Origin of the sequence: Microcoleus sp. T3_D1 (genome assembly GCF_036700405.1) — a bacterium.
Lineage (GTDB): Bacteria > Cyanobacteriota > Cyanobacteriia > Cyanobacteriales > Microcoleaceae > Microcoleus.
This window is the reverse complement of sequence record NZ_JAUBOV010000001.1, coordinates 1-19,930: the sequence shown is the minus strand read 5'-3', so window position 1 is coordinate 19,930 and position 19,930 is coordinate 1. Positions and strand designations below refer to the sequence as shown.

At 46.9% G+C, this 19,930-nt stretch carries 17 protein-coding genes; 10 read left to right on the top strand and 7 right to left on the bottom strand.

Features of this window, described 5'->3' with window-relative positions:
- Positions 1-182: 182 nt before the first annotated feature.
- From QT992_RS00085 to QT992_RS00070, 4 genes are all read right to left on the bottom strand, one after another.
- Positions 183-2,195, bottom strand: a complete 2,013-nt coding sequence (locus tag QT992_RS00085) for an EF-hand domain-containing protein (protein ID WP_333376283.1) — start codon at positions 2,193-2,195, stop codon at positions 183-185.
- 156 nt (positions 2,196-2,351) lie between these two features.
- Complete coding sequence (locus QT992_RS00080; protein ID WP_333336276.1) at positions 2,352-2,672, bottom strand: EF-hand domain-containing protein; 321 nt, start codon at positions 2,670-2,672, stop codon at positions 2,352-2,354.
- Between the two features lie 60 nt (positions 2,673-2,732).
- Positions 2,733-4,319, bottom strand: a complete 1,587-nt coding sequence (locus QT992_RS00075; protein WP_333376281.1) for a histidine phosphatase family protein — start codon at positions 4,317-4,319, stop codon at positions 2,733-2,735.
- Positions 4,283-4,423: a hypothetical protein gene (locus tag QT992_RS00070; protein WP_333314463.1), complete on the bottom strand. Its 141-nt coding sequence runs from the start codon at positions 4,421-4,423 to the stop codon at positions 4,283-4,285. Before QT992_RS00070 ends, QT992_RS00075 begins: the two co-directional genes overlap by 37 nt.
- A 713-nt stretch (positions 4,424-5,136) precedes the next feature.
- Between QT992_RS00070 and QT992_RS00065 the strand changes: the two genes are divergently transcribed.
- From QT992_RS00065 to QT992_RS00050, 4 genes are all read left to right on the top strand, one after another.
- Positions 5,137-7,614 (top strand): ATP-dependent Clp protease ATP-binding subunit, encoded by a 2,478-nt coding sequence (locus QT992_RS00065; protein WP_333055947.1) that lies wholly within the window; start codon positions 5,137-5,139, stop codon positions 7,612-7,614.
- 398 nt (positions 7,615-8,012) lie between these two features.
- Entirely contained in the window at positions 8,013-8,606 is a 594-nt protein-coding gene (lepB, locus tag QT992_RS00060; protein WP_333314462.1) for a signal peptidase I, read from the top strand.
- Positions 8,607-8,950: 344 nt separating this feature from the next.
- Positions 8,951-9,274 (top strand): DUF1825 family protein, encoded by a 324-nt coding sequence (locus tag QT992_RS00055; protein WP_190661255.1) that lies wholly within the window; start codon positions 8,951-8,953, stop codon positions 9,272-9,274.
- 526 nt (positions 9,275-9,800) lie between these two features.
- Positions 9,801-10,019 carry a hypothetical protein gene (locus QT992_RS00050; protein ID WP_333336268.1) on the top strand — a complete coding sequence of 73 codons (219 nt, stop codon included), beginning with the start codon at positions 9,801-9,803 and terminating at the stop codon, positions 10,017-10,019.
- Between the two features lie 14 nt (positions 10,020-10,033).
- On the opposite strand, the gene QT992_RS00045 is transcribed toward QT992_RS00050, so the two are convergent.
- Positions 10,034-11,953: a transglycosylase domain-containing protein gene (locus QT992_RS00045; RefSeq protein WP_333314461.1), complete on the bottom strand. Its 1,920-nt coding sequence runs from the start codon at positions 11,951-11,953 to the stop codon at positions 10,034-10,036.
- 307 nt (positions 11,954-12,260) lie between these two features.
- Here QT992_RS00045 and tyrS point away from each other — a divergent pair, with 307 nt between their 5' ends.
- The 3 genes from tyrS to QT992_RS00030 all read left to right on the top strand — a co-directional run bounded on the left by tyrS (position 12,261) and on the right by QT992_RS00030 (position 14,461).
- Positions 12,261-13,493 carry a tyrosine--tRNA ligase gene (gene tyrS, locus QT992_RS00040; RefSeq protein WP_333376407.1) on the top strand — a complete coding sequence of 411 codons (1,233 nt, stop codon included), beginning with the start codon at positions 12,261-12,263 and terminating at the stop codon, positions 13,491-13,493.
- Positions 13,494-13,598: 105 nt separating this feature from the next.
- A complete protein-coding gene (gene pyrF / locus QT992_RS00035; protein ID WP_333336265.1) occupies positions 13,599-14,309 on the top strand; it encodes an orotidine-5'-phosphate decarboxylase in 711 nt (236 codons plus the stop codon).
- An 8-nt stretch (positions 14,310-14,317) separates the two neighbouring features.
- Complete coding sequence (locus QT992_RS00030; protein ID WP_333336263.1) at positions 14,318-14,461, top strand: hypothetical protein; 144 nt, start codon at positions 14,318-14,320, stop codon at positions 14,459-14,461.
- A gap of 298 nt (positions 14,462-14,759) precedes the next feature.
- Here the strand turns inward: QT992_RS00030 and QT992_RS00025 are convergent, their stop codons facing one another.
- Complete coding sequence (locus QT992_RS00025) at positions 14,760-15,029, bottom strand: hypothetical protein (protein WP_333319173.1); 270 nt, start codon at positions 15,027-15,029, stop codon at positions 14,760-14,762.
- Between the two features lie 390 nt (positions 15,030-15,419).
- Between QT992_RS00025 and QT992_RS00020 the strand changes: the two genes are divergently transcribed.
- Positions 15,420-15,683 (top strand): prevent-host-death protein, encoded by a 264-nt coding sequence (locus tag QT992_RS00020; RefSeq protein ID WP_333319171.1) that lies wholly within the window; start codon positions 15,420-15,422, stop codon positions 15,681-15,683.
- A gap of 217 nt (positions 15,684-15,900) precedes the next feature.
- The gene (locus tag QT992_RS00015; RefSeq protein ID WP_333319169.1) at positions 15,901-16,164 is read left to right on the top strand and encodes a type II toxin-antitoxin system RelE/ParE family toxin; all 264 of its coding nucleotides are present in this window, start codon (positions 15,901-15,903) and stop codon (positions 16,162-16,164) included.
- A 268-nt stretch (positions 16,165-16,432) separates the two neighbouring features.
- On the opposite strand, the gene prfC is transcribed toward QT992_RS00015, so the two are convergent.
- Complete coding sequence (prfC, locus tag QT992_RS00010) at positions 16,433-18,061, bottom strand: peptide chain release factor 3 (protein ID WP_333161842.1); 1,629 nt, start codon at positions 18,059-18,061, stop codon at positions 16,433-16,435.
- A 528-nt stretch (positions 18,062-18,589) separates the two neighbouring features.
- Here prfC and QT992_RS00005 point away from each other — a divergent pair.
- Positions 18,590-18,934: a DUF4870 domain-containing protein gene (locus QT992_RS00005; RefSeq protein WP_333319165.1), complete on the top strand. Its 345-nt coding sequence runs from the start codon at positions 18,590-18,592 to the stop codon at positions 18,932-18,934.
- The last annotated feature ends 996 nt before the right edge of the window (positions 18,935-19,930 follow it).

Sequence of the window (19,930 nt, the reverse complement as noted above, 5' to 3'; positions counted from 1 at the left end):
AGTAAGGTTTTTTGGGAGATGACGGAGAGCAAGTTCAGGAATTACGCAAAAGTTCAAATAAACCGGGTTTCTCGACGGGGAGAAATAGCCATAAAGGCTATTTTACGTCAAAGAACCCCCGTTTCTGTGTAAGTCCTAAACTTATGACTTTAGCTGAAAAGCATCAATTGCCAGAAGTTTGGCTAGAAATTTTCTTTCCTATAGCCAAAGCCGTATTTATGGCAGAGATTTCTCAATTGTACCGAGAGTCCAGGAGGGCCGCAGAAATATACGTCAACTTTATTGGGCGCGTGTTGCTGCGCTACATCTTGAAAAATCTCCTCCCAGTCTGGACGACCCGTTTGTGTACGGCTCTTTAAACCTGTAATCAAATCAACCTGTGTTTGGGAATGCATCAAATCCATTGCCACAAATAGGGTGCTGGATTTCATATCTGACTTTTGCTGGGCACCTGTCAAATACAAATTAATGTCAAATAAGTTGTTAGTGTCTTGGGCTTCGATTCTGGATAAGAGTTCAACAAACCATTCAAATGCTTTTTGCTCTCGGTTGAGCCAGTAAAAATGTACCTTTTGCAAACGCATTCCTGAAGAACCGTGTTGGCTTCGGTACAGCATACTTTTCAGAATAGAGGCAAAGGGAGTTACGCCAATACCCGCACCGATGAGAATAGCGTACTTAGATTCAAAGATATGGGTACTTGGTGTGCCATAGGGCCCATCTAAATGGACAAGAACTCCAGGCTCGTATTTAGAATTACCTGACCGTATCCATTGCTCGTGCTGTTCTCGGAAAAGTTGATATAATTTTCCAGTCCAACTGCCCGCAGAGCGTATGTGTACAGATAAGACATCCTGCATTTCGGGGGCGCTACTAATTGTGAATGGATGCCATTCATATTTGGAGAGACTGGGACATTTAACAAACACGTAGTCCCCTGGTTGATAGTGGAAAGATTTCGGACGTGCAATTTCCAAACCTAGAACTTTGGAGGGGAGTAAAGAGGCATTAACTACATAGGCAGGCTCTTTTGTATTCTGCCGGCGAATAACCAGTTCGATCGCAAATCCCACAACAGGTAACAACACCCACTGCCAAAAAACTGGCCCGTGAACTAACGCCAGGGCAAACCACACGACGTACAACATATGAGCTGTATAGAAAAGCGCAAATTTGCCGCCTTTGCGGATTGGAGCTTGCGCTGTCACCCACATAATTGCGAAAACTAGCAGTAATAAAAATCCTGACAAGCCAGCCTTCGTTGCAAAAAGACTTTGTGCAAAGGGCACTGGCAATGTGGTGTAATTGAGAAAATGCGCGATCGTATGGACGATCGCAAAGGCAAACATGAATTGACCCACGAGCTTGTGAAACTCGATGCCCTCATCTATCGGCAGATAGTTGTTGATCCTCGTTTTGCGAAGCCAAGTCATAAAATGCCGCAACATGGGAATTAGGATCAATGCCCCGTTGAAGTTGAGCGCTGCGCCACATCCCCGCGCAATTTGAACGTACACATTTGCGCCTTGACTTGCATATCGATCGACAGCCCCAAAGAAAAGAACCAGATTGGCAATAAGATAGAGGGACAAAAAAGCGATCTTGACCCAGTTGTTTTGAATATAATGCTTGATGTACGCCTTTGGCGACCTTTTCTCTTTGGGCGCAACTGCTATGGCGTCGTCGTCTGGCTGGCGAGGTTTTAACCAGCTAACGGGGCTAACTGCCATCGCCTCAAGCAGATCTGGATGCTTTCCGATTAAACCTTTGAACTCTTCAAAAGAAATTTCGCCACTTTTATCGGTATCAGCTTCTAAAAACAAAATGTCAACCAGATCGGTAACTTGTTCCGGCGGAAAGGTTAAATTATTTTCCTTCAAGCTAGCAGCAATTAAGTGAGAAACTTCGTCTTTTTCGATGGAGCCATCCCCGTTTATGTCGTGCAATTGATAAGCAAATTTCAGTTTCTGATCTTCAGTTGCAAAGACAAGTTCCTCTACTGTTTTCAAAAATTCATCAAGGTCTATAACGCCACTTTTATCGTTATCAAACATCGCAAACATTCGCTCGGCAAAATATTCATCTTTCAGCCCCATAGCTTTCTTAAACTCTGAGCGATCGATTTGTTGGTCTTTTCCACCAATCTTGGTAAAGACTTGTCGCAATTCCTCTAAAATTTTTCTCGGAGTATCCATCGTGAGATTAACCTCGGTTTTTTTTTTCCAATTTTTCGCCAGTTATGGAGCCAGCTAAAACTATCATTCTTGCCTTCCTGCATACAGCAGTCGGACAAATAAGCATGACATCATTTTTCAAATTTGAATATGATGTCATGCTTATTGAGCCAAAGTTTAGATTTGAGCAACGTTCAGGTTAGCAACCAACCCATAGGTTGATATGTACTCTTCTAACTCCGCTAAATCAACACTGCCATTTTTATCGGAGTCAAGAGTATTAAAAAGATAATCAGTGATGTAGCTTCTGACTTCTTCAGAGCTACGTTCGCCTGTTGTCATATCTTCGATTAGCCCTAACAACTCCATAATCTCAGTTCGTTCAAGCGCCTTACTTCCATCCGTATCCAATTGCAGGAAAAGCTTTTTGATATCTGCTGTTGCCACTCTCGAAGAACGCAGTGTTTCTCTCAGTATGTCATTGCCAAATGAATTCATGAACAATATCTGTTCGATGAGTGGTATGCAGAAAAAGCCTAGGGCTGCCCAAAAAATTGCCTATTTTACGGCTTCTGGATTTGCAGTTGCACTAACTCCGATGAAAAGAGCCGCCCAAAGGAAAAAGTTTGGATTCACAAGCAGGATGTAAGCATCGCGAGCTTCTGCCTTGCTAAGCTTGCCCTTTGTAAATGCTGAGGTTAATACAGCCAAAACGCGCATTGAGACAAACACTAAAGTTGCCAATGCTAGTTGTTGCAGACAAGCGAGCGAGCGATTCGGAGCGGTTGAAGAAAATAGATCGGAAATGAAGGTTGATGGAGTAAACTGAAACCCTGTTGCCAAGGCCATGAATGCGACAGCAAGCACTCCGATGAATTTCCAGTTTTTACTGTGGTGGTTTGATTCAACCGGGGATTTGTCGCGCCAAAACTGGGCGATCGCACCCGGTATTGCCAGACCTACAATTAGAATGACACCGAAAAAGATCAGGCTGTCAACGTTAATGGGTAAATTGGCAACCTTCAATGTAGCCAAAAGCGCCAGTGGAGCAACGATTGATAGCGTTCTTGACAAAAGAGCCGACGGATAAAGATTACCGCCCCAAAGCACTGATAAAACTGGTGAAGTAAGGGCTGGCGGAACCATCCAAAACAGCACCCACAAAACTTTGTACAGATCCGCTTCAGTCTGATACAAAAATCCAGAAAATATTAAAAATAGCCCAACTGCCCATCGCACTGCCATCCACCCGTAAACTAGATACTTCACAGTAGAGGTTACTTTGCGTTTACTCGCGGCAAAGTCAATGTCTAAGTAGGTATAAAACGTTGAGGCGGCAAGACACGCAACGATTATTGCTCGAAATAGGACTGACGGAATCCCTGCTTCTGAGGTGATGATTGCCCTTGCTAAGCTTCCCAGCAAGAAGGCGGTGGCATAGATCAAAATCGCCCACATAATTGAAAGATCGTTGATCTCTTTCCGCAGGGAAGCAGCACCGCCGGATTCCTTATCGCGAAACTTGACGAGATCCACACCGCTGAGAGCTTTACCGTTGGGTAGTTTCAGGTGTTTATAAGCAGTAGGCGGTAGACCGCTTAAATAAAGTGCTAGTGGCTCCAATACATATTGGTGGCACACTACTAGAACTGTTTCTCCCCGTTCCAAGTGCGGTACAATTTTGTCTTCGTAGAAACGGGCAGCGCGAGAATAAACTTGGGCAATCTTTTCGCCAGCCGGGGGTGCTTCGTTGTGCGAGTGCAACATTTCCTCGAAGCCTTCGTAGCCCAGTGCTAGACGCAGCAAATTTAGGTTGCGACCCGCAAAAATGCCAAAGGATTTCTCGCTAATTCGATGATCTATCTGAACGGGGGTATCGGACGACTTTAGTGCCTGACTTTCAGCAAGGGCGATTTCACAGGTTTGTCGTGCCCGTCTCATGTGGGAGACATATACTGCGTCAAACTTTGTACCTTTTTTCTTCAGGTCAACACCTGCGCGGCGTGCCTGCAATCGGCCAAAGGATGTGAGGTCAACATCCAGAACTCCTGCAAAAATGTTGCGTTCGTTACTGGTACTTTCACCGTGCCGAATAAAGTAGACACGTCCTAGCTGTTCTGCATTGAATTCTTTGTGTGAAGCCACAGAAGTTGTTGTGGCTGCATCCTGGAATTTACCTGTAACTTCGATCGATCGATCGATCGATTGTCGGTACTTTCTACCTGGTCATCTAAGTTTCTAGTGTTCATTATTTACTTTCACTACGCCTTAAACAGGATTTAGATTCTTTTCCAAAATTGAAGTTTCAGACTTTTAAGTTCAGACGAGTTAACGACCAAAGAACTCTGCTACGAAAGCAATGTCTTTGACCGTGCTGAGTATAGTCTGAGGCAAACTCCTCGGAGTGTAGCAACGCTCACTAATTGATCGGGAGCGATCGCACAACTGACAACAGGAAGAATACTTAAATCTTCAAGGGAGCGGGGGCAAAATTTTAAATGAAGAAAGTCCAGCTCGCTCTCGCCATCCCAAACCAACAGGTTCTTTAGATGGGCAGCAGCTTAACCTGTATCTAGCTTAGGACATAGATAGTGCATTAAACTAATAAGTTTTGTACAAAACCCGCCCTCTGACTTGGAGAAATATCCATTTTGGGCCTGCATGACAGCCAAAAAGATTGTGCTAGAATCCATCAATACGCAGTCGTAGGTTGGGCACGGGCCGAGAAGAGCAATCTTCTTGCAGTCTAGGGGAGGTTGTAGGTCAGCCACCATTTGGGTCTTCCCAGTTGAAAGCCATCCTGCAACATGAGCCTGGAATCTGCAACCGCAGCCGAGTGCGGCAGATAGGTTGGGAGTGTCGCGCTAGAATAAGCAGTACGAGTTAACACTCGAACACAAACGCTCGTTGTGCGAGCGTGACCTCGAAACGGGCACATAGCAGCAGGTGATGGGAATAAATCATGTTTGAACGCTTCACAGAAAAAGCAATAAAAGTAATCATGTTGGCCCAGGAAGAAGCTCGCCGCCTGGGTCACAACTTCGTAGGGACAGAACAGATCCTCCTGGGTCTGATCGGAGAAGGAACCGGGGTTGCAGCGAAAGTCCTCAAATCAATGGGCGTCAACCTGAAAGACGCGCGCATTGAAGTGGAAAAAATCATCGGGCGCGGTTCCGGCTTCGTAGCAGTCGAAATTCCGTTCACCCCCCGCGCCAAGCGGGTTCTAGAACTATCCCTAGAAGAAGCTCGCCAACTCGGACACAACTATATAGGTACTGAACACCTGCTGCTGGGCCTGATCCGCGAAGGTGAAGGAGTAGCGGCCAGAGTCTTAGAAAACCTGGGAGTAGACTTGTCGAAAGTCCGCACCCAAGTGATTCGGATGCTGGGAGAAACCGCAGAAGTCGCAGCCACCGGCGGCGGCGCCCGCACCAAAACCCCAACCCTGGATGAATTCGGCGCCAACCTGACTCAAATGGCGGTTGATGGCAAACTAGACCCAGTAGTCGGACGGCAAAAAGAAATCGAACGGGTAATTCAAATCCTCGGTCGCCGCACCAAAAATAACCCGGTGCTCATCGGCGAACCCGGAGTCGGTAAAACCGCGATCGCCGAAGGCCTGGCCCAGCGCATCGCTAACAACGACATCCCAGACATCCTCGAAGAAAAGCGCGTCGTCACCCTCGACATCGGCTTGCTGGTTGCCGGTACTAAATACCGGGGCGAATTTGAAGAACGCCTCAAAAAAATCATGGACGAAATCCGCACAGCGGGTAACGTGATTTTGGTGATTGACGAAGTGCACACTTTGATCGGTGCAGGTGCGGCTGAAGGGGCGATCGACGCGGCGAACATTCTCAAGCCGGCTCTGGCTAGAGGCGAACTCCAGTGTATCGGCGCTACAACTTTAGACGAGTACCGCAAGCACATCGAGCGCGATGCAGCCTTAGAACGGCGCTTCCAGCCCGTTATGGTCGGCGAACCGACTGTAGACGAGACGATCGAGATTCTCTTCGGTCTGCGGGAACGCTACGAACAGCACCACAAGCTGAAAATCTTGGACACGGCCCTGGAAGCCGCAGCCAAACTCTCTCACCGATACATCTCCGACCGCTTCCTCCCAGACAAAGCAATTGACTTGGTAGACGAAGCAGGTTCGAGAGTTCGCTTGATCAACTCCCAACTGCCCCCCGCAGCCAAAGAACTTGACAAAGAACTGCGCCAAGTCCTCAAAGATAAAGACGAAGCGGTGCGTTCTCAAGACTTTGACAAAGCCGGCGAATTGCGCGATCGAGAAATGACCATCAAAGCCGAAATTCGCGCTATTTCCCAAGCCAAAAAAACCGACTCGGCCCGCACCGGCGAAACAGACCCATCGCCAGTAGTCACCGAAGAAGATATCGCTCAAATCGTGGCAAGCTGGACGGGCGTACCGGTAAACAAACTGACCGAATCCGAATCCGAAAAGCTGCTGCACATGGAAGATACCTTGCACCAGCGCTTGATCGGACAGGAAGAAGCAGTGAAAGCCGTTTCCCGCGCCATCCGCCGCGCTCGCGTCGGCTTGAAAAATCCCAATCGCCCGATCGCCAGTTTCATCTTCTCCGGGCCTACCGGCGTCGGCAAAACCGAACTCACCAAAGCCCTAGCAGGCTACTTCTTCGGTTCCGAAGATGCGATGATTCGGCTGGATATGTCGGAGTACATGGAACGTCACACCGTCTCCAAACTCATCGGTTCCCCTCCCGGCTACGTCGGCTACAACGAAGGCGGCCAACTCACAGAAGCAGTCCGCCGCCGTCCTTACACCGTCGTGCTGTTCGACGAAATCGAAAAAGCCCACCCCGATGTCTTCAATATGCTGTTGCAAATATTGGAAGACGGCCGCTTAACAGATGCCAAAGGTCGCACCGTGGACTTCAAAAACACGCTGCTGATTATGACCTCAAACATCGGTTCTAAGGTGATTGAAAAAGGTGGCGGCGGCCTCGGCTTCGAGTTCAGCGACAACCAAGCCGATGCTAATTACAACCGCATTCGTTCTTTGGTTAACGAAGAACTAAAAAACTACTTCCGCCCCGAATTCCTCAACCGACTCGACGAAATTATCGTCTTCCGCCAGTTGAACAGGGAAGAAGTCAAGGAAATCGCCGTCATCATGCTCAAAGAAGTGTTCAGCCGTTTGACAGAACAGGGAATCACCCTGGAAGTGACCGAAAAATTCAAAGAACGGCTGGTAGAAGAAGGCTACAACCCCAGCTACGGAGCCCGACCCCTGCGCCGCGCCATTATGCGCTTGTTGGAAGACAGTTTGGCTGAGGAAATCCTATCTGGCCGCATCAAAGACGGCGACACCGCTGTTGTTGATGTGGGTGAGGACGGAATTGTTAAGGTGCTGCAAGGTCAAAAGCGGGAATTGCTGCCCCAAGGCGTTGAGTAAGTTTGAGTAAGTGCGATCGCGAGTAAAGTTTTGAAATAACCAATCTCGCGATCGCAAACAACTCAAAATCCTCAAATAAAAAAGGTAGAGAATTTAAATTCTCTGCCTTTTTTATGAGTTAATATCAAGAGGAGAGTTATGACATAAATCTTTGATTGATAGGGAAACCACAGATGCAACGCAGATGCCTTTCAAGATACTTTACAAAGGCTTGCACTTCACGTCTAGTAATTAACAGCGACATACTTCAATGGTAAGCTGTACTGCATTTAAATTGTATATTTTGGGCGGGTTCGCGTCTCCAGCCAGCTCAGGCTTTGATTATTTCTAGAGATGCAATTTAAATGCTTAGCAAGCTTAATCAGATAATTAGTGGCAACTATATAGCGAGGACTTTCATGACATCTGAAAAAAAGAATTTGGGTACAGAAGTAGCAGAAAATCCGCCTGAAAGCTGGTGGCAGAAAGCGTGGAAGTCGCAGCGAGAAAATCTTCAAATAGTGATTATTGCTTTGAGTTTAGCAATAGTGATTCGAGCGTTGGTCGCCGAACCGCGCTACATACCCTCAGATTCTATGGTACCCACTCTGCACGTGGGCGATCGCGTCGTAGTCGAAAAAATCTCCTACTACCTCGAACCTCCAAAAACTGGCGACATCGTAGTATTTGCCCCGCCCGAACAGTTGCAAGAACAAGGCTTTACCCAAGACCAAGCATTCATCAAGCGGGTAATTGGCTTACCGGGTCAAACCGTCGCCGTTAAAAAAGGTTTAGTGTATCTCAACGACAAACCCCTGGTCGAAAAATATATTGCCGAACCTCCTAAATACCAGTGGGGGCCTTATCGCGTCCCAGAAAATGAATACTTTGTGATGGGAGACAACCGCAACAACAGCAACGACTCCAGCAGGTGGGGATTTTTACCTAAGCAGAATATCATCGGCCGCGCTGTAGTGCGGTTTTGGCCTCTAGAACGCATCGGGGAAGTTTGAATAAGTCATTAGTCATTAGTCATCAGTGATTAGTCATCAGTCATTAGTCATTAGTTATTGGTTATTGGTTGGTTGTTAGTTTGAATAACCAATAACCAATGCCCGATGCCCTGTTTGGCCGATGCCCTGTTTGGCCGATGCCCTGTTTGGCCGATGCCCTGTTTGGCCGATGCCCTGTTTGGCCCATGCCCCATTCCCATGCCTTATGCTGTACGGAAATTTCTACTTATTCTTGCGCCTTAAGGGGTAGGGACTTCCTCCGGCAACTGATAAAATAGTAGAAAAAGCAGCGGGATTTCTCGCCTAGATCAAAATTAGTAGAATATTAAAAAATTAGGAAAGCTATGGGATTTTTTGATTCAGAAATTGTTCAGCAAGAAGCCAAGCTGTTGTTTGAAGACTATCAATCTCTCATCAAACTAGGTGGCAATTACGGCAAATTCGATCGCGAAGGCAAGAAAATGTTCATCGCTCAGATGGAATCGATGATGGAACGCTACCGTATTTTTATGAAGCGCTTTGAGCTGTCTGAGGACTTCATGGCTCAGATGACTGTAGAGCAGTTAAAAACACAGCTCAATCAATTTGGGATCACGCCCCAGCAGATGTTCGATCAAATGAACTCAACGCTGGAGCGGATGAAATCTGAGCTGGAAAAACAATCCTAGTGAGCAGAAGGAAGAAGGAAGGCACAACACGGATTTTGACACGGATACACGGATTAATTATCGAGTGTGAGCCAGAAGCCAGAAGTCAATCGATTTTAGATTTTAGATTTTAGATTAAAGAATTGAAGCATTGACCCCACGCATAAATTCGGGGGGCAAGTTTCATCTGATACAGGTTTTTTATTTCACCGGTCCTGAGTCTGCTTTCGGAATGAATCACGTGGCGGGTATCCTGGATTCTTTCGGTCAGAGGAGAAATAATGGGTAATTTTGACACTCCCCACGGCCCAAGCCTGGGGATTCTCCAAGCTAAACTTGGAAGGGACAGGCAAAAGTCCCCCTAGACGCTCAAAACAATACCCGTATCAAAGATATTGCAATTGCGCTTACTTTTAGAATTTTTTTTACTTTCAGAGTCCATCGCACGAGCCAGATAGGTACGCTCCTCACCCTGCCATTATTCGCCCTTTAAGTATTCCGCATCAAAGGCGGATGTCTCCGTTGCCGGGATTTCTCCGCACGCTTGATGATTCTTCGCGTAGATGGTTATTCTTACTTGCTGTTTGAATTATATCAAAAACTGAAGGCGGTTGAAACCGCTACCGACTTATCCCCGTGTCTAAAGCCAGGGGCCCGGCGGGCTCGTTCTTCGGTCAACTGCCAACTGTCAACTGCCAACTGTCAATTGTCAACTGTCAAACACCAACTGCTAACTGCCAACCGTCAACTGACAACTGACAACTGACAACTGACTGATAATTAAGGCCGCTCAAAAGATGAAGCAGGTTTGAAACTTTCTGCGGGAACGCCTTCCAAAGCTTGGCTCATAAAATCGCGCCAAACAGGGGCGACAATCCCACCGCCAGTAGCACCGTAGCTCATCGGTCTATAATTGTCGTTGCCCATCCAAACAGCCACCGACAACTGCGGCACGTAACCCACAAACCAGATATCCCGTTCTGAGGAAGTTGTACCAGTTTTCCCAGCAGCCGGCCGGCCAATTTGAGCAGCCCTTGCCGTTCCGCTGGTAATTACCCCTTGCAGGGCGCTGTTGACAGATGCCGCCGCCCAGGAATTGAGAACTAATTTGGGTTTGGGCGTATTGTCGAGCAAGACGTTGCCGCTGCTGTCAGTGACTTGCACGATAAACGTGGTGTCAGAATGCCAGCCGTTGTTGGCGAAGGTAGCAAAAGATCCGGCCATTTCTAAAGGAGTGAGGTCAACGGCACCCAAGGGCAAAGAAATCACCGGTTCCATCGGACTTCTGATGCCGAGTACGCGGCAAATCTCAATCACTTTATTCAATCCGACTTCTTGGCCAAGCTTGACGGCGGGAATGTTGAGAGATACTTCCAAAGCTCTGCGGATGCTGACTGCACCGGAGAAGCCGCCACCATAGTTTTGAGGGTAGTAGTAGCCGTCGCCGTCGCGGTAGCCGACAGGGGAGTCGTAGACAACTGAATCCGGGCCGTATTTGCCGCTAGCAAAGGCAGCGTAGTAGATAAAAGGTTTAAAAGCAGATCCGGGCTGGCGACGTGCTTGAATGGCGCGGTTGAACTGACTCTTTTCGTAATCGACGCCGCCCACCATTGCTTTGACGAAGTGGGTGCGGGGATCTACGGCTGCTAGGGCAATTTGACCTTCCTCGCGATCGTAAAACAGCCCTTGGTAGTAAAGCCGATCGTGCCACGCTTTGACGGTTTCTTCGGCTATGCGCTGCATTTTGAGGTCGATCGTGGTTTGAACGCGCATTCCTCCCTTAACCACGGCATCTCGCCCGAAACGCCTCGTCAGTTCCTGGACTACGGCTTGTGTTACGTAAGGAACTTGAGATCCCCCAAAAGAGGTAATTTTGCCTAGCTTAATTTTTTCCTGGCGGGCAGCAGTCTCTTGGGCCGGCGTAATCCATTTAAGATCCTTCATGCGGCCTAAAACGAGGGCTTGCCGCTCTTTTGCCAACTTGTAATTGACGAAAGGACTGTATTCTTCGGGGGCAGAAATTAAGCCGGCCAGCATCGCTGCTTCTGCAAGAGTCAAATTACTTGCTGATTTGTTGAAATAGCTTCGAGAGGCTGTCTCTACGCCGTACAAGTTGTGACCTAAGTAGATTTGATTCAGGTATAGTTGCAGAATTTGGTCTTTGTTGAGAATTTGCTCTAAGCGGATAGACATTACCGCTTCAGCTACCTTGCGACTAAATTTTGACTGGGGAGAAAGAAACAGGTTCTTGACTAGCTGCATAGTCATAGTCGAGCCGCCTTCAACGGTTCTACCTTTCTCTAGGTTGACTATGAGAGCTCGGGCTATCCCGCCAGGGTTGATGCCTTTGTGGGTGAAAAAGTTGCTATCTTCGATCGCCAGAACAGCTCGTTTCAGGTTCGGGGAGATTTGGTTAAGGGGTACGACATCCCGGTTGGCTTCGTCGTGGATGCTGGCTAGCGGCTTGCCGTTGATGTCGTAAATGTGGGTAGTTTCTGTGGGAGAGTAGGTTTGCAAGATCCGAACATCTGGCAAATTGCGGAAGCTGATCGCTAAGCCAACCAGTCCACCAGCGACTACGGAACTGGCAAGCATTGTCATGCTGAGTATGGTTCCGGCGGTCACTTTACTGACTGACTGAACAAACTCGAATACGGGGGCTGAGTTTTCCGTGTTATTGCGGACTGCGTTGGTTGACACGTGGATTTCACTTCCTCACTCGATTTGGGGTTTAAGACTTTTAATTTTAGATGCGAACCCTAGAGACTGTCAGTCGATTTTAGATTTTAGATTTTAGATTTGAGATTTATTCCACAGATGAATCTGGGAGTTTGAACAAGAGTCTAAAATTTGGGGATCTCCACGACTGTTGTCGGGGGCTGGTATCCGTTTTTGGGCGGGGTCAGCTAATGAAAGCCGGTCAGCTTTGGGATTATAGTAGCTTGATAGTTATGTTTTTATGCGTCAACCAGTGAGTGTAACTAATTCTGCTGCACTTTGGCAAAATATGATGGACGATCGCTCCCCGATGATAACTCCTAACCTTTCAGCGCTTTACCGCGGCGTCAGCGAGATTTTTCCAGATCGACCTGATTCTAGCAACCCTGACGAAAATATAGCCCAACTGCTGGCAACAGTCGATCGACCCTTGCGCGTCAAACTGGGAATTGACCCGACAGGGAGTGACATTCACTTGGGACACAGCATTTGCGTCCGCAAGCTGCGGGCTTTTCAGGATGCCGGTCACACAGCCGTACTGCTGATCGGAGATTTTACCGCAAGAATTGGCGATCCGACAGGGAAGTCCGAGATGCGTAGCCAGTTGACTGCCGAACAAGTGGCGGAAAATGCCAAGACTTATTTAGACCAAGTGCGTCCGATTCTAGATTTTGACACGCCCGGACGTTTGGAAATTCGCTATAACTCCGAGTGGTTGTCGAAATTGGACTTGGCGAAGATTTTGGAACTGCTGAAGACGATGACGGTGCAGCAGATGCTGGCTAAAGAGGGATTTGATAACAGGATGCAGCAGGAAAATGCGATTTTCCTGCACGAGTTTCTGTACCCACTAATGCAGGGTTACGATTCGGTGGCTTTGGAGGCTGATGTGGAGTTGGGGGGAACCGACCAAAAGTTTAATATTGCGGTGGGGAGAGATTTGCAGCGACATTTTGGGATGAAACCGCAGTTTGGTTTGCTGATGCCGATTTTGATCGGGACTGACGGCGTGCAGAAGATGTCGAAGTCTTTGAACAATTATGTGGGTTTGTCGGAAGACCCGCTGACGATGTATTCTAAGTTGGAGAAAATTGCTGATAGTTCGATCGCCCAATATTTTGAACTATTGACAGATTTGCCACTTGATGAATTGCCAGAAAATCCGCGAGAAAAACAGAAACTTTTGGCTTTGGATGTGGTGCGCCAGTATCGGGGGAAGGAAGCGGCGGAACGCGCACAACAAGATGCAATTGCGCTGGTTAAAGGTGCTGCGGGACAAGCTGATGCTGTGGCGGAGTTTTCTTTGGCAAGTGTGCAGTTTCCGGCTAAGTTGTTTTATATTCTGAGTGCTAGCGGGCTTTGTAAAAGCAGCGGTGATGCGCGGAAGTTGATGCAGGGCGGCGGGGTGAAGTTGGAGGGCGATAAAGTTTCTGATGTTAATCTTACTTTTGAATCACCGGCTGAATTGGAAGGTAAGGTTTTGCAAGTCGGGAAAAATAAGTTTGTTCGATTGGTGTCTTGAATAGACATCTCCAATAATTATTGTGGAACAGGCATCTTGCCTGTTCAAAGCAGGCTTTTCTGGAGATGACTAATCTATTTTTTTAGTCGTAGATAAATACTGAAGATGAACGCTGATAATCGAATTATTGTTGCTTTGGATGTTTCGAGTCAAGAAGAGGCGATCGCACTCCTCGACAAATTGCCTGATGTATCTTTCTGGAAAGTCGGTTTAGAGCTATTCGTTAGCTGTGGCCCGGCAATTATTGCGATTCTGAAACAGCGGGAAAAGCGGATTTTTCTAGATTTGAAGTTTCACGATATCCCGAATACTGTGGCTGGCGCTTGTCGTGCTGCTGCTAAGTACAATGTGGATTTATTGACTATCCATTCTACTTGTGGTAAAGATGCTTTGAAAGCGGCACAGTTGGCTTTGACTGAAGGGGCCGCGGCTGTGGATAAACCGAGTCCTAAGTTGATTGCAATTACTCTATTGACGAGTTTGAATTCCCGACAGTTGGCTTTTGAGTTGAAAATACCTTTGGAGTTGCCGGAATTTGCTTTGCACATGGCATTGTTGGCTAAGGAAACTGGTTTAGCTGGTGCTGTTTGTTCTCCGCAAGAAGTGGAACAGTTAAGAATGAGTTGCGGGGATGATTTTGTGTTAGTGTGTCCCGGTGTGCGTCCGAAATGGGCCGATGGAGGCGATCAAAAACGATCGATGACTCCGAAGGCGGCTTTGAAAGCTGGTGCGGATTATCTGGTGATTGGGCGGCCGATTACTGCGGCGGATGATCCGGCGGCGGCTTTTGCGCGTATTTGTGAAGAGTTGGAGTAACAATATGAATGTTGTTTTTAACTCACATCTTGCACCATTCTCAAGAACAGGCTTTTCGGCCTGTTCCACAAGAAAATTCACTCTTTGTGGAACAGGCCGAAAAGCCTGTTCCTAAACAAGTAATTGAGAAGGGTGCAACATCTCAGTTTTAATAAAAACGTTTAAAGAAACCGGGTTTTTTGCCGAATCTACGCATCACAACCAACTATTCTGGAAAAAACCCGGTTTCTGGCCACCCGCGCGTCAGCCTTTAAAGAAACCGGGTTTTTTGCCGAATCTACGCATCACAACCAACTATTCTGGAAAAAACCCGGTTTCTAGCCACCCATGCGTCATTCCTCCAAGAAACCGGGTTTTTTACCGAATCTGCGCCTCACAACCCAGTATTCTCGTAAAAACCCGGTTTCTGGGCCCCATGCGTAAGCCCTAAAAAGAACTTAACCTTGCAGCTTACCGCCCAGATTTTCTCGGCGATGTACTGTCAGCCCGCGAACGACGGATCAGCACGCTCATCACCTGCTTCGGATTAGCCGCACGCTGTAGGGGACTCCAATCGCCCACTTCTGCAAATCCCAGTCGGTACAAAGTGAGTATGGTTTCCCTGACACCTTTGGGCGAACCGACAACCGTTAACAGCACCACTTCCTGTTCGCATACTGCTGCTGAGTCGTCATTTGGGCGAGCCGATGAGTTGTCGTCAGGCACGAATTCCTGTGACATAATATGTTCTCCTGGTTTTGGGTTTTCTAGAAAAACCCAAAAACCCAGCCGCCCCGCATTTCAAGACATAGCAGGGCGGCTACAGAGAATGTTAAGATTCTCGGAGCCTCCAGACTGCTGATTCCAGTTTGGCGGTTATGCTGTCCATTGCTGTTACCAGCAGCTTTGGGCAGTGCAACTAGATTTTTGGGCGACGCGGGCTGCCTCCTCTACAAGCAAGCAACCTCTCACTTCAAAGCGTAGCCGCAGATGGGGGCCGCCGTCAATCCATTTTGGATTTTAGATTTTGGATCTTAGATTTTGGATTTACTCGTTACCAGCGTCAGCGGCTGAAAACCAGTTAGTTGGGCCGAAATGCTAAAGTGAAAGTAATGTTGCTTTAGTACAACCATGTCCAAACGACTCACCATTGCCCAAGCACAGCAGCAGCTTCCCAACCTACCCCAAGAACTTATCAATGAGCCTATCATCATCACTCAAGATGGTGTTCCCGTTATGGCTGCAATGAGCTACACGCATTTGACTGAACTGTTAGAAACCTTAGATATTCTCACCGATACAGAATTCGTTACCAAATTGCGCCAAAGCATCACCCAAGCACGCCAAGGCAAAACTATTTCCTGGGAAAATGCCAAAGCAAAATTGGGACTATGAATCACGAAGAAAATGCGATCGAATATGAGATCCAGCTTACGCCACTGGCACTGGAAATGTTGGAGGCAGTCAATCGATTTTAGATTTTAGATTTTAGATTTTAGATTTTAGATTAAAGAATTGAAGCATTGACCCCACGGATAAATTCGGGGGGCAAGTTTCATCGGATACAGGTTTTTTATTTCTCCACAAATGAATCCGGGGGCTTGTATCCTGGATGCTTTCGGTCAAAGATCGACGAGAACAGGAAAAATTGCGCGATCGCATTGATCAACTAAAATTTGAACCACAAAAGCAAGGCAAAGCCCTTGTAGATAACCTATCAGGATTTCGCAGCATCCGAGCTGTTGGACAGCGCTATCGTATAGTTTATCAAGTGGAACAAGATCGAGTTCTAGTTGTTGTTGTGGGACTAGGGAGACGTAAAGATGGTGACAAAAAAGACATTTACACCATCTTAGAAAAACTGTTAGATCCGTGATTGTAACTTCTTATATCCGGCGTATTTAAGCCGAATATAGCAATCCTAAATCATTCATGTAAATTTGTAGGGGTAGTGCCCCCGTGCCTACCCCCTATTTGTAGGGGTAGTGCTACCCCTACTCCCCGTGCCTACCCCCTATCTATCGGGGCAACCACGGGGAGTAGGGGTCGGATTGCCCCTACAATAATTACGCGAATGATTTAGGGTTGCTATAAATATCATTTGTATGGACACAACAGTGTTGTGTCCTTTGCCTACGGTAATCTCACTCCTCGCTAACAGCCAAACCAGAAACCACAGGGGCGATCGCATTTAACTTCAACACAGGATGCTCCCCTTCCACCTGGCGGCAATTCCACTCATTCCTAAACAGCAAAACCGGCCTTCCCCAAGTATCTTTCACCGTCACCGTATTAAACAGCCGCCCAACTTTTTCCAGCGCCTCCCAACCGCCGTCAACCCAACGAGCTACACTGTAAGGCAACATATCGATCGTCGTTTCCACATTATATTCCGACTGCATTCTGAACTGCACCACCTCAAATTGCAACTGTCCGACAGCAGCCAAAATTGGCTCGCGTTTCGACTCATCAACCGAGTACATAATTTGCACTGCGCCTTCTTCCTGCAACTCAGAAACGCCTTTGCGGAACTGCTTAAACTTAGAAGGATTGGGATTTCTCAAAAAAGCAAAAAGTTCGGGAGAAAAACAGGGAATCCCTTCATATTCCAGTTTTTGGCCGGTGTAAATAGTATCGCCGATCGCAAATACCCCCGGATTGTTCAAACCGATCACATCGCCCGGATACGCAACCTCGATCGACTCCCGATCCTGAGCAAATAACTTTTGAGGCCTTGACAAACGCACCGTTTTACCACTGCGAGCGTGAGTCACGTTCATGTCCTTTTCAAACTTGCCTGTACAAACCCGAATAAACGCCACCCGATCGCGGTGTCTTGGGTCCATATTCGCTTGCAATTTAAACACAAACCCGGTAAAATCTTCATAAGTTGGCGGCAAATCTCCGGCGCTGCTCTTGCGGGCGATCGGCTTCATAGCGTAATCTAAAAACGCATCTAAAAACAGTTCGACCCCAAAATTGCTCATCGCGCTGCCAAAGAAAACTGGCGTCATTTTTCCAGCCCGAACCAAGTCTAAATCCAGTTCAGTGCCTAACTCATCAAGCAGTTCTAACTCTTCTTTGAGCTGATAGTAAAGGTCTTGTTCCAACAAATCTTCAATGCGCGGATCGCCCAATTCAATGACGGTATCAACAGCAGCGCGAGAACCGTGTTTAGTCCGCTCGAATAAGTGAATTTTGCGCGCCCTACGATCGAAAACACCTTTAAAGCGATCGCCCGTACCTATGGGCCAATTTACCGGATAAGTCTGCAACCCCAATTCCTTCTCAATTTCGTCCAACAAATCCAAAGGTTCTCTGCTAGGGCGATCGAGCTTATTAAAGAAAGTAAAAATAGGCAAACTTCGCAGCTTACAAACTTCAAATAACTTCCGAGTTTGCGGTTCCAAACCCTTAGCAGCATCCTCAAGCATCACCGCATTGTCCGCCGCCGCCAGAGTTCGATAAGTATCTTCGCTAAAATCTTGGTGTCCCGGAGTATCGAGCAGATTAATGTGATATTTTTTATACTCAAACTGCAAAACAGTAGAAGTAATAGAAATTCCCCGCTGCTGTTCCATCGCCATCCAGTCAGAGGTAGCGTGTCGCTGAGCCCGCCGCGCTTTCACAGAACCTGCTTCGTGAATTGCACCTCCGTACAGCAGCAGCTTTTCTGTCAAAGTAGTTTTTCCCGCGTCAGGGTGCGAGATAATAGCAAAGTTGCGCCGGCGCTCAACAGCAGTTAGCAGTTCAGTTTCGAGTTCTGTTGTCATCAAAAAAAATCCGTAAGTGGGAACTCAGTCCCTTTAGGGCTGAGAGGGAAACGGCTCGGCGGTTTCAACCGCCGTGAATCTTTCCATTACACGGGGATTGCTTAATTCGGTGTACTTTTGTAATGTACTTTCAGTGGGACAATTACCACCTCAAACCTCGCAACCCGCTCACGCATAATGTTTGCTCTTTCGAGCCTCCCTTTCGGGGTAATGTTCGCCTCGCCAAGGTTATAAGAGCTTGTTAGGCTTGCAACACTGTTTCAGTGACCTTAAAACTGTTTAATTGCAAGCGACAGAGCAGGGAACTGGCGGATCATTCGCCTGGTGTCGTGACTCAAATAACGTAGTCAATTAAGACTTAGGCTGGTCAGTACAGCTTGCTTGATTACTCTTACAAGCTCAGTCCCTTTAGGGCTGGGTTACTGACCACAATTAGGTAGGGGAATCATCACCCGATCGCCATTATAGCCTGTGCTACAGTTGCTATTAAAGGTAAAATTATCAATAAAGTCAAGGAAGAAATTTAGTATGTACGACTCAGACAAGCGGAAGCTTCTATCACTGGTGTGCCACGGGGCGATTTTTTTCAGCACGTTACTGTTCTCGATCGGAGCGCCGATCGCTGTATTGTTAGTATCAGATGACCCCGTTGTCAAAGAAAACGCCACAGAAGCAATCAATTTTCACCTTAATGTATGGGTGTACAGCACCGTGATTATGGTGTTAACTGTCGTCACTTTCGGTCTTGCTGGCTTTATCCTAGTGCCCCTAGGTTATCTGCTGCACTGGGGACTGACAATAATGGCTATCCTCCAGGTTTTGCAAAATCCTAACCTACCTTACCGCTACCCTTTTATTTTCCGAATAGTTTAGACAGCAAATCGCGCTTCACCATCGATTTCAAAAACCCGATTTCTTCAAGAAGAAACCGGGTTTTTAATTGTTTTATAACTCACATTTGTTACCCCCAACTGGCAAATACACCGCTTAAGTGACAAAGAGGGTTGATTCTCGGAGACAAGATTCAGTAAAAAAACTTAAAACTTTGTGAAACTAAGCATCATCCAGTTGGGGCTTCCTGAAAATTTACCTAACATCATGAGTGAAATATTCTTAATCCATAAAAATTCAAAAATTAGAGCACAATCAACTATTAATTATGCTGTTTTCGCCCTGTTGCAGCGCTGTTGTGAACGCTAAGTCGATCTTCCATTGATGCCGTTTCCCAAACTATGCTACCGCCTTTGGGTTATTTCGCAGAGTTAAGGCGGATGTTCGATCGCTCCGAACCATCGTTTTTGCTTCTTCTGTGCTATTTTTGCATCGGGCGATCGATCTATTGAAATTTTCCACAAATTCTATCTCTAGCAGGTGTCTTAAAACTTAATACAATATTTTTCCAATAAAAATCCCGCTCTTGTGGAACGGGAAAGCCATCAGGGTGCATCTATATATATGTAACTATAACTCATGGGGGGTATAACCCCTCGTAGCTTTATCAAATCTTTACAATCAACAAATTTTTGTAAAGATTGAGGTTTTTATTTGACGGATCGGCCGTTTTATGAAATTAAAATGGAAAATGCTGACATTTATAACATCCAGTGAGTTTCCCAGGACAATTGCGATTAAACTAGGATGGCGCTGTTTCTTCACCTTAATTCTCGAAATATCAATAATGTGCGATCGCCTGGTTAGCCTGTTTGGGATTGAAAACTAAAAATTCAGTAGAGTGCGTCAGCAATTAGCTAATCAAGCAGAGAAAAAATAACGCGCTGCTGACGCACCTTACTAAGGAATGAGAATTAAATAACTTCCACAAGTTTGTGGGATGGGGAGCATCTCAGTTTTGCATTTACAGTGCGAGCG

What these genes read in the sequence shown, in the direction of transcription:
- QT992_RS00005 (WP_333319165.1), top strand. Translation starts at nt 18,590, where the DNA reads ATGTACGACTCAGACAAGCGGAAGCTTCTATCACTGGTGTGCCACGGG.
- QT992_RS00070 (WP_333314463.1), bottom strand. Translation starts at nt 4,423, where the DNA reads ATGAACACTAGAAACTTAGATGACCAGGTAGAAAGTACCGACAATCGA.
- lepB (WP_333314462.1), top strand. Translation starts at nt 8,013, where the DNA reads ATGACATCTGAAAAAAAGAATTTGGGTACAGAAGTAGCAGAAAATCCG.
- QT992_RS00025 (WP_333319173.1), bottom strand. Translation starts at nt 15,029, where the DNA reads ATGTCACAGGAATTCGTGCCTGACGACAACTCATCGGCTCGCCCAAAT.
- QT992_RS00020 (WP_333319171.1), top strand. Translation starts at nt 15,420, where the DNA reads ATGTCCAAACGACTCACCATTGCCCAAGCACAGCAGCAGCTTCCCAAC.
- QT992_RS00050 (WP_333336268.1), top strand. Translation starts at nt 9,801, where the DNA reads ATGATTCTTCGCGTAGATGGTTATTCTTACTTGCTGTTTGAATTATAT.
- QT992_RS00015 (WP_333319169.1), top strand. Translation starts at nt 15,901, where the DNA reads ATGCTTTCGGTCAAAGATCGACGAGAACAGGAAAAATTGCGCGATCGC.
- QT992_RS00055 (WP_190661255.1), top strand. Translation starts at nt 8,951, where the DNA reads ATGGGATTTTTTGATTCAGAAATTGTTCAGCAAGAAGCCAAGCTGTTG.
- prfC (WP_333161842.1), bottom strand. Translation starts at nt 18,061, where the DNA reads ATGACAACAGAACTCGAAACTGAACTGCTAACTGCTGTTGAGCGCCGG.
- pyrF (WP_333336265.1), top strand. Translation starts at nt 13,599, where the DNA reads ATGAACGCTGATAATCGAATTATTGTTGCTTTGGATGTTTCGAGTCAA.
- tyrS (WP_333376407.1), top strand. Translation starts at nt 12,261, where the DNA reads ATGATGGACGATCGCTCCCCGATGATAACTCCTAACCTTTCAGCGCTT.
- QT992_RS00030 (WP_333336263.1), top strand. Translation starts at nt 14,318, where the DNA reads ATGTTGTTTTTAACTCACATCTTGCACCATTCTCAAGAACAGGCTTTT.
- QT992_RS00080 (WP_333336276.1), bottom strand. Translation starts at nt 2,672, where the DNA reads ATGAATTCATTTGGCAATGACATACTGAGAGAAACACTGCGTTCTTCG.
- QT992_RS00085 (WP_333376283.1), bottom strand. Translation starts at nt 2,195, where the DNA reads ATGGATACTCCGAGAAAAATTTTAGAGGAATTGCGACAAGTCTTTACC.
- QT992_RS00065 (WP_333055947.1), top strand. Translation starts at nt 5,137, where the DNA reads ATGTTTGAACGCTTCACAGAAAAAGCAATAAAAGTAATCATGTTGGCC.